General features: G+C 68.8%; 4 protein-coding genes. 2 read left to right on the top strand and 2 right to left on the bottom strand.

Annotated features, from left to right (window positions below; genetic code table 11):
* Nucleotides 1-232 precede the first annotated feature (232 nt).
* Nucleotides 233-1,009, bottom strand: coding sequence for a FadR/GntR family transcriptional regulator (locus tag AC5LSR_RS04830; protein WP_250282881.1), 777 nt, complete (start codon nucleotides 1,007-1,009; stop codon nucleotides 233-235).
* 1,114 nt (nucleotides 1,010-2,123) lie between these two features.
* Between AC5LSR_RS04830 and AC5LSR_RS04825 the strand changes: the two genes are divergently transcribed.
* Entirely contained in the window at nucleotides 2,124-2,345 is a 222-nt protein-coding gene (locus AC5LSR_RS04825; RefSeq protein WP_250282883.1) for a hypothetical protein, read from the top strand.
* Nucleotides 2,346-3,140: 795 nt separating this feature from the next.
* Nucleotides 3,141-5,102 carry an APC family permease gene (locus AC5LSR_RS04820; RefSeq protein ID WP_250282884.1) on the top strand — a complete coding sequence of 654 codons (1,962 nt, stop codon included), beginning with the start codon at nucleotides 3,141-3,143 and terminating at the stop codon, nucleotides 5,100-5,102.
* Nucleotides 5,103-5,215: 113 nt separating this feature from the next.
* Here AC5LSR_RS04820 and AC5LSR_RS04815 read toward each other — a convergent pair whose 3' ends face one another.
* On the bottom strand, nucleotides 5,216-6,064 hold the full coding sequence (locus AC5LSR_RS04815) for an SDR family oxidoreductase (RefSeq protein ID WP_250282886.1): 849 nt from the start codon (nucleotides 6,062-6,064) through the stop codon (nucleotides 5,216-5,218).
* Nucleotides 6,065-6,102: the final 38 nt, after the last annotated feature.

Below are 6,102 nucleotides of genomic sequence, written 5' to 3'. Positions count from 1 at the left end.
TTGTGACGGGCGGAACCTGTGACGATCAGCAGTCGTGACGGTCGAAGGCCGCGCGATGACGAACATCGTCGCGCGGCCGGCGGCTCTGGTGGCCCCCGGCGCGGTGCGGGGCGCGTCAGGTGAGGTATCACCGGCCGGACCGGGAACAAAACCGTGATGAATGCCCGGTCCCCGCGCCGTCAGCCGGACCCGGTGCCCGCCGCGAGCAACGGGCAATGGCGTTGCCCAGTCATCATCCGGTCAGCTCGGCCACTGGGGCGCGCGTGCCGGCGGAGGAGATTTTTCTGATATTCGGGGACGGGTGCGGATCGTCAGTTCGAATCAGGTCGTCGTTGTGGAGTTTCATCGCCCTGTCGAACGCGAAGCGATTACGGGTGCGGATCGCCTCGATGATGTCGGAGTGCACGTTCAGGCTGTGCCGGAGCATCGGTTCGTGGCCGTCGACGAACGTCGCCCGGCTCAGCGTCGCCTCGAGCAGGGCAACCACGCTCTGGTGCATGCCGTCCAGCACCGGGATCCGCGCGGCGGTGACCAGCGCGCGGTGCATGCTCATGGCGCCCTCGACGTAGCCGCGCGCGTCCCGGGCCGAGGCCATGTGGTCATAGGCGTCCTGGATCGCGTCGACGTCACCGGCGGTCGCGCGGTCGAAGGCGACGGCGGCCAGGCCGGCCTCGAGGTGCATCCGGGCCTCGAACAGCTGGAGGGGATGGGTACCGGAGTCGTGGAACCACAGGTCCATCGCTCCCAGCCGGACCTGTGGGGGCAGGCTGGCGACGAAGATGCCGCCGCCGGTGCCCGGGCGTACGCCCACCAGGCCCCGGTTGCGCAGGATCCGCAGGGTCTCGTTCATGACTGTCGGACTGATGCCGAACCGTTCCATGAACTCGACGCGCCGACCGAGGTGCGCGCCGATCGGCAGCCGCGTCTCGAGGATCTCGCCCTCGATGTCAGCGGCTACCTGCTCGGCGCGCGATTTGCGAGCAACCGAACCGGGTCGTCGTCTGGCCACGGGAACCTCTCCTCGGAGGTGGCGATGTGCCGTTCGAGTAGGACGATGTAAAGGCCAGAATTATATACATGATATCCGATGTCGGGGAAGGTTGCGCGCGTCCACGGAGCGGGAATGAAGTGCCGTATCTGATGTGTGAACCGTTCCGTCCGCGTTGGGCGGGCCCGCTGGTGGGCCACGGGCATTCCGCCGGGAGACCGGGCCGCGATCGTGGCGGGGCGTTCGCGTCCCGCGCATGATTCCCGTGGCATCCTCACGGCTGGTCGCTTCCCGGCCACGGTCACGCGTGGGCCCGCCCCCTGCGCCCGACCGGGCTGGCCGCACCGTGAACCGCTCCGCCCGCTCCGTCTGTCCCGTCCCCTCCGTCTGTCCCCTCCGTCTGTCCCGTCCGCTCCGTCTGTCCTGTCCGCCGCGTCCGTGCCGTCGGCCGGCGTCCGTGGGGACGTCTGCCGGGAGATTCATCGGGACGGCCGCCGGGGTGGCCGCGGAACATCTGTCCGGAATGTCCGCAGGACGTTCGAGATGTCCGACGGACAGCTGGCGGACAGACCGTCGTTGCGCGACGAAAAGCCTTTTAGGATGATCATCCAACGGTGGGACGCAGTGCGGTCACGATCGGCGGTAATGATCATGATGAATGTGTACCTTCTCGACGGTTTCCGGCTCGTCCGGAAGGACGTGGTGGTCAACCTCCCGGTGAGCGCGCGGCACTGCGGGAACCGGAAGCGGCACTGCGGGAACCGGAAGACGCCGGCCCGGCCGACGGCGGACGGGAGAAATAGGCAGACGGGGGAAATAGGCGGACGAGAGAGGGGGAGCAGGCGGACGGGGCGGGCAACGGCTGCCGCGGCGAATTCCCCGGCCGGCCCGCTGTAACGGGACCGCGGCCGGCGGGTCGGCCCACGAACCCTATTACCCAGGGTATTCGGCACGTTTCTGGTGACTTTCCGGATTTCATCGGTGCAGGCGTATGGCCCGAAAAATCCACCACCCGGCGGGCGTCCGGGAAGTGGGTGCCGCTGGTGCGTTTCCGGGTGCGGCATCATACTTGTGGGCACCGGGGCCGCCGGCCGGATGGCGGGACCGTCGGACGCCAGGAGGAAACGAGGAAATCATGGCTGCCATCGATCTCGACAAAGTGCTGGACAAGGCGTGGGCGGACAGGGAGCTGCCGGAGATCCTGGCCGCCCCGGTGTCGGCTCTGAAAGGGGTTTCCGACCGTGACGGCGAGCTGCTGCGAGAGGCATTCAACATCAAAACAGTGGCCGATCTGGCCAGTCTGAAGTATTTTCGCTGGGCTTCGGCGCTCGCCGCGCTGAACGTCCCGGCCAAGTAGGCCGGGCCCGGGGCTACGAATCCAGGCGGCCGGCCGGGTGGCCCGCCGGCCGGAGGTAATCCCGCACGGCCGTTGTGCCCCGGACCGTCTCAGGGGGCAATGCCCGTGCCCGGCCGCGCCATGTCGGCCGCCTCGTCAGCCCGTAATCCCTGTCACCCTCTTCGTGAAAGCCGTGCCCGGCCGTATGCCGTGCTCATCCACGCCGTCCCGGCGGCCACCCGGGCGGGACGGTGTGCCGCCGGCTGCCGGCCGCGCGTCCCGCGCCGTTCTCCTGATGTCCCTCGGCTCTCCCGAGGCCCCTCGTCCGTCGCGGAGCGAGGGTGGAGCAAATGGATCAGCGAAAAATTTCCGCTATCTCCGGTAGTGTCACGAATATTTTCGTCGTCGGGAATCTTCCGCTCTGCCGCGCGGCCCGCCGGTGACCGCGGCCGGGCCGGTCCGCCACGTTTGCCGATGCTCTTGTGACGAGGGTTACGTGTTGATGGTCACGGCCGCGGGATCATGTGCCGAACAACACGATCAGGCACCGGGCGGACGGATGATGAATGCAGCCGGATGCCCTCGTGGCCAATGATCCGGACACCTCTGCGTGTGGCGTGGCCGCGCCGTAGACTCCGGCTCGTTTGGCCGCGTTGTGTCGCGCTTCCTCAACAGGCCGAACATCGCCAACAGGTCGAACATCGCCCTTCGGGGTGACGCACGGTCGACCGGTAGGCCGCCTGGCGACTACGGGATGTGGTTATGAACGAACCCTTACCCTCGACGCGACTCCGTATCCGATGGAAGGCACTGGCAGTGACCGTCACAGAGCCTCTCCGGAGAAACCAGCACGACCAGCGTCTACGTACCTGGCTGCTCCAGGGCCTGGCCGAGCGGTCGCGGCGGCACGCGGGGCCGCACACCCAGCCGTCGGTCGAGCATCGACGGCACTCGTGGTGGCGTGTGATGTGTCTCACGGGAGTGGACTACTTCTCCACCCTTGGCTACCAGCCCGGCATCGCCGCTCTCGCCGCCGGCAGCCTCAGCCCGGTCGCGACCCTGATCCTCGTGCTGCTCACCCTCTTCGGGGCCCTGCCCGTCTACCGCAAGGTGGCGTCGGCAAGCCCCCACGGCGAGGGATCCATCGCGATGCTGGAACACCTGCTGCCGTGGTGGTCGGGGAAGCTGCTCGTCCTGGTCCTGCTGGGCTTCGCCGCCACCGACTTTCTCATCACGATCACCCTGTCGGCTGCCGACGCCACCGCGCACCTCATCGAGAACCCGTACGCCCCGCACTTCCTGCACGGCCACAACCTGCTGGTCACGCTGGTGCTGCTCGCCCTGCTCGCCGCGGTGTTCCTCAAGGGCTTCACCGAGGCCCTCGGTATCGCGGTCGCCCTGGTCATGATCTATCTGGCGCTGAACCTCGTCGTCGTGCTGGCCGGTGTGGCCCAGGTGCTGCGCACCCCGCACGTCGTCGACGACTGGCGCGCACTGATGGTGGCCGAGCACCCGAACCCCCTGGTGATGATCGGGGTGGCGCTCATAGTGTTCCCCAAGCTCGCGCTGGGCCTTTCCGGTTTCGAGACCGGGGTGGCGGTGATGCCGCTCATCCGCGGGGACGCGTCCGACACCGAGGAGCGTCCCACCGGGCGGATCCGGGGAACCCGGCATCTGCTCACCACAGCGGCGTTGATTATGAGCGTTTTTCTGCTGGCCAGCAGCATGGTGACAACCCTGCTCATCCCGAAGGCGGAATTCGAGACGGGTGGTGCCGCCAACGGCCGCGCCCTGGCCTATCTCGCCCACGAACTGCTGGGCACCGTCTTCGGGACCTGCTACGACATCAGCACCATCGCGATCCTGTGGTTCGCCGGGGCGTCCGCGCTGGCGGGGCTGCTCAATCTGGTGCCCCGTTATCTGCCGCGTTACGGTATGGCCCCGCACTGGGCGCGTGCGGTCCGCCCGCTGGTCCTGGTGTTCACCGTGGTCGCGTTCGTCGTCACGGTGCTGTTCCGGGCCAGTGTCGACAAACAGGCCGGCGCCTACGCGACCGGTGTGCTCGTCCTCATCACGTCGGCGTCGCTGGCGGTGACGCTGGCTTCGGCGAAACGGCGTCGGCGCGTGTACACCGCCGGGTTCGCGACCATCTCGACCGTCTTCGTCTACACCACCATCGCGAATATCATCGAACGGCCGGACGGCCTGATCATCGGTTCGTTCTTCATTATGGCGATCATTGTCGTGTCGTTCGCGTCGCGCGGGATACGCGCGTTCGAGCTGCGTGTCACGGACGTCCGCCTGGACGACACCGCGACACGGTTCGTCACCGAGGCCGCCCGCGCCGGTGAGCTGCGGCTGATCGCCAATGAACCGGACCTGCGCGACGCCGCCGAGTACTCCGACAAGGAACAGCAGGAACGTCACGACCTGCATATCCCCGACGGGGATCCGCTGCTCTTCGTCGAGGTGACGGTGTCGGACGCGTCCGAGTTCGAAAGCGAGCTGGACGTCCGGGGCGAGGAGCGTCACGGCTACCGGATCCTGAAGCTGACGAGCACCTCGGTGCCGAACGCGATCGCGGCACTGCTGCTGTACCTGCGTGACTTCACCGGTGAGCGGCCGCACGTCTATTTCGAGTGGGGCGAGGGAAATCCGCTGCTCAACCTGTTGCGGTTCCTCTTCATCGGGGTCGGCGAGGTCGCGCCTGTCACCCGCGAGGTGCTGCGTGAAGCCGAGCCCGAACCGGCCCGGCGGCCCTTCGTCCACGTCGGCTGACGCCCGGGGCAGCCGGACCACGCCCGGCTGGCAGGGCCGGCCGGGCGGTCGCGCAGCCGGGCGGTCGCGGTCGGCCGGTGACGCTCAGGGGCAGCCGGTACGGCTGATCGTGGTCACTGCGTCCGGCGCAGGACGATGCGGTCGCGCACCCGCGGTGGCAGCCGGGCGACGGCGGCGGCGATGTGGGCGTCCCTGCCGACGAGATAGCGGGTACGGGGCCGCTGGGTGGTCAGCGCGTGCACGATCACCTTCGCGACCTCCGCCGGGGGGATCCCGGCGGCCTCGTTGCGCTTCGCGCCCGCGCGGGCGGCGGCGATCTGCCTGCCGTACAGCGTGTCGACGGCCGGGGGCAGCGTCGCGAACAGCCGGTCGGCGGATGCCGCCGCCGACCGCCAGATCGGTGTGGTGACCGCTCCGGGCTCGATGAGGACGACGTCGATTCCCCAGGGGGCGAGCTCGATGCGCAGCGTGCTGGTGAGCGCGGCCAGCGCGAACTTCGACGCGGTGTAGGCGCCGAGCAGCGGGGAGACGACCCGGTCGCCGATCGAGCCCACGTTGACGATCCGGCCGTGCCCGTCCCGCAGCAGGGGGAGCACCGCCTGGGTGACGGCGACCTGGCCGACGACGTTGACATCGAGCTGGCGGCGCAGCTCCGCCGGCGGAAGGAACTCCACCGGCGCGGCGACCGCGATACCCGCGTTGTTGACCAGGCCGGCAAGGCCTTCGGCCCCGACGGTACCGCGGATGGTGACAGCCGCCGCCGCCACCGCCTCCGGATCGGTGACATCGAGCTGGACGGGCACGACCCGCTCGCCGAGCTCGGTCTTCAGCGCGGTCGCGTCCTCCTCCCGGCGTACGCCCGCGATCACCTGTCTGCCCTGGCCGATCAGGTGACGCACGGTCGCCGCGCCGATCCCTGTCGACGCTCCGGTGACCACGACGGTCCCCGGGGATGTGGTCATCGGCGGTCCCTTCTGGATGCCTCGGGCGCGGACCCGCG

This window comes from Protofrankia sp. CiP1_Cm_nod4 (assembly GCF_982290645.1).
This window is presented reverse-complemented; position numbering and strand designations above follow the sequence as displayed.